This is a genomic window from Tianweitania sp. (genome assembly GCF_032053605.1).
Lineage (GTDB): Bacteria > Pseudomonadota > Alphaproteobacteria > Rhizobiales > Rhizobiaceae > Tianweitania.
Window position 1 is genome coordinate 1 of record NZ_DAMBUH010000133.1, and the last position, 3,228, is coordinate 3,228.

At 62.9% G+C, this 3,228-nt stretch carries 3 protein-coding genes; all 3 read right to left on the reverse strand.

Going from position 1 to position 3,228, the window contains the following annotated elements; genetic code table 11:
• Positions 1–449, reverse strand: a 449-nt coding sequence (locus RTX98_RS18745; protein ID WP_312798329.1) for a biotin/lipoyl-containing protein, incomplete at its 3' end; no start/stop codon positions are given.
• A gap of 232 nt (positions 450–681) precedes the next feature.
• On the reverse strand, positions 682–1,794 hold the full coding sequence (locus RTX98_RS18750; RefSeq protein ID WP_312798331.1) for an ABC transporter substrate-binding protein: 1,113 nt from the start codon (positions 1,792–1,794) through the stop codon (positions 682–684).
• A 128-nt stretch (positions 1,795–1,922) separates the two neighbouring features.
• A complete protein-coding gene (locus RTX98_RS18755; protein ID WP_312798333.1) occupies positions 1,923–3,107 on the reverse strand; it encodes a CaiB/BaiF CoA-transferase family protein in 1,185 nt (394 codons plus the stop codon).
• Positions 3,108–3,228 lie beyond the last annotated feature (121 nt).

Below are 3,228 nucleotides of genomic sequence, written 5' to 3' on the forward strand. Positions count from 1 at the left end.
GCGCGCGGCGCGGATGCACTCCCCGTCGAGGCCGTTGGAGCCGGCTTCGCAGCAGGCGCCGGCGCTGGCTTTACTGCCGCTTCCGGAACAGGCTCAGCCTTCGGGTCCGGCATCGGTGCTTCAAGTGCTGGCGATGCGGCATGCGCGCCGACCGGCTCGGAAGCAACAGGCTCGGGCGTGGCGTCTTCTTCCGAAATGTTGCCAGCGCCGGACACTTCCATGCGGACCAGTTCGCTGCCGATCGCGATCTTGGAGCCGACTTCGCCGCCGAGCGACACCACCGTGCCATGCACGCTGGATGGAATTTCCACCGTCGCCTTGTCCGTCATCACGGACGCGATGACCTGGTCCTCCTGCACGGGGTCGCCCACCGCGACATGCCATTCGACGAGTTCCGCTTCCGCGATCCCCTCGCCGATATCCGGCATCTTGATCCTGAGAATACCCATGCGCTCCACCCTTGCCTGAGTCCGCTCGTTCAAAACGAGCTTCTTGTGCATCCTATCCCGATGCAAGCCGGAAAGACTTTCTTTTGATGCGGCTGGGCGGCCACGCAGCAGAAGAGTCTTCTGCTGCAGGGATCGTTCAACAGAAGAAAGCGATTGCGCTTCGGACGAACAAGGCAAGCGCAACACGTTTATGGAAGCGGGACGCCGCAACGGTGCGGCATCCCGGATCGTCTTACTTGGCCGGCTGCTGCGCCTGGGCCTGCGAGGAGGCGAAGGTGTCAAACGGAATTTCCGCGACACGCGCCCAGACGCCCTGCTTCTGCGAGTAAGGCAGCCAGTTGTCGTAGAACTTCTTGAACTTCGGATTGCTCGCGGCGTACTCGGCGTAAAGCTTGCGCGACTCTTCCAACGCGGCCTTCAGCACGTCCTGCGGGAAGGGGCGCAGCTGGGCGCCCGAACCCACCAAACGATACAGCGCATCGGGATTGTTGGCGTCGTACTTTGCAAGGCAGTGCGACATGGCTTCCGATCCCGCCACTTCGAGTGCAGCCTGATACGACTTCGGTAGCTCGTTCCACTTGGTGAGGTTGACGGCCAGCATGACGTTGGCCGTGCCTTCCCACCAGCCCGGATAATAATAGAACGGCGCGACCTTCTGTAGGCCGAGCTTTTCGTCATCATACGGACCGGAGAACTCCGCCGCGTCGATCGTGCCGCGTTCCAGCGACGGGTAGATGTCGCCGCCGCCGATGACCTGAGGCACCACGCCGAGGCGCGACAGGATCGTGCCGCCAAGGCCTGCAATGCGCATCTTGAGACCCTTCAGGTCTTTAAGCGACTTGATTTCCTTGCGATACCAGCCGCCCATCTGCGCGCCGGTATTGCCCGAAGGAATGGCATGGATGTTGTAGTCCTTCATGAACTCGTTCACGAGCTCACGGCCACCGCCATAATACAACCAGCTGATATGCTGGCGGGTGTTGAGGCCGAAGGGCAGCGAGGTGTCGAAAGCGAAGGTCGGGTCCTTGCCGATCGAGAACGACGACAGCGTGTGCGAGCACTCGACGGTGCCGGCCGTCACCGCGTCGGTTGCCTGCAATGCCGGCACGATTTCACCTGCGGCGAAGGGCTGAATGGTGAAGTTGCCGTCCGTGAGTTCCGAAACGCGCTTCGACACATCCGTGCTGATGCCGAACAGCGTATCCAGGCTCTTCGGATAGGCCGACGTCAGACGCCAGCTCACCTTCGGCATCGACTGTGCGATGGCCGGCGCGGCCAGCACGGATGCGGTTGCGGCCGCAGCACCTGCGCTGCCGGCTTTGCGGAAAAACGAACGACGGTCCATGGTGTCCTCCCCTGGGATAATAAAGACGGTGCCGGGTTCCTCCCGCACCTGCTCAACTCTTGATTACGCTGCTGCCGGGAGCCTGCCTAGGCTGAAACAACAAAAAGCCATGCGTGGCCGAGCGGGTCTCAGCCCGCCGCCGGCCGCGTCCAAAGGGGATCGCCGGCAACCTCCGCTGCATGTTCGCCAAGGCGCGGGCTCGGCCGGGAATCGGCCATGGGCTGGCCGTTGATCAGCAACGGCGTTCGCACGCCTGGGATGCTACCTGCCGCCGCCGCTTCACTCGGCAGATCGAGCCGCATCCCGCGATGCTGAACCTGGGGATCATCGAACACGTCGCCGATCGTGTTAATCGGCCCGCCCGGCACGGTGGCGTCTTCCAGAAGCTTCAGCAAGGTTGCGCGATCGAACTTCAGCGTCGCAGCCGTCAGCGCCGGCACCAGCTCGCCCCGGTTCTTCACCCGCAGCGCATTGGTCTGGTACTCCACCGCTTCAGCCAGATCTGGCCGGTTGATTGCCCCGCACAGCCGGCGGAACTGTCCGTCATTGCCAACCGCGATGATGACGTGGCCGTCAGCCACCGGAAACACTTCATAGGGAGTGATGTTGGGATGGGCGTTGCCGAGCCGCTGCGGCGACTTGCCGGAAACCAGATAGTTCATCGCCTGGTTCGCCAGCACCGCAACCTGGGAGTCCATCAAGGCGCAATCGATATAAGCGCCCTCACCAGTCTCATCGCGCTTGCGCAAGGACGCGAGGATTCCGATCGTCGCATAAAGGCCGGAAAACAGGTCGGCCATGGCATAGCCCGTCTTGGTCGGCTGTCCTTCCGGGTCGCCGGTAATCGACATCGCGCCTGCCATGCCCTGGATCAGGAAGTCATAGCCGGCGCGACTTGCATAAGGCCCGTCCTGGCCGAAGCCGGTGATGGAGCAGTAGATGAGGCGCGGATTGATCTGTTTAAGGCTGGCATGATCCAGGCCGTACTTCTTCAAGCCGCCAACCTTGAAGTTCTCGATCACCACATCGGCCGAAGCCGCGAGATCGCGCACCAGCGCCTGGCCTTCCGGCGTCGTGAAATCGGCCGTGATCGAGCGCTTGCCGCGGTTGCAGGCATGGAAATAAGCGGCCGAAAGGTTGCCGCCATCCGCGGCTTCCACGAAGGGCGGGCCCCAGGTGCGGGTGTCGTCGCCTTCCGGGCTTTCCACCTTCACGACATCGGCGCCGAGATCGGCCAGGGTTTGACCAGCCCAGGGACCGGCCAAGATTCGGGCGAGTTCGAGAACCTTGAGACCTTCGAGCGGGCGCGACATCAACAAACTCCAGAATGCTATGCAGGTATCGGTGGCACGTCGGCGCGAGCCGGCGTGCGGTGGCGGGTGTGCAGCAGCTGCACGGTGGATGCAATCTCCGCCTCGCGGAGCGCCGCATCCC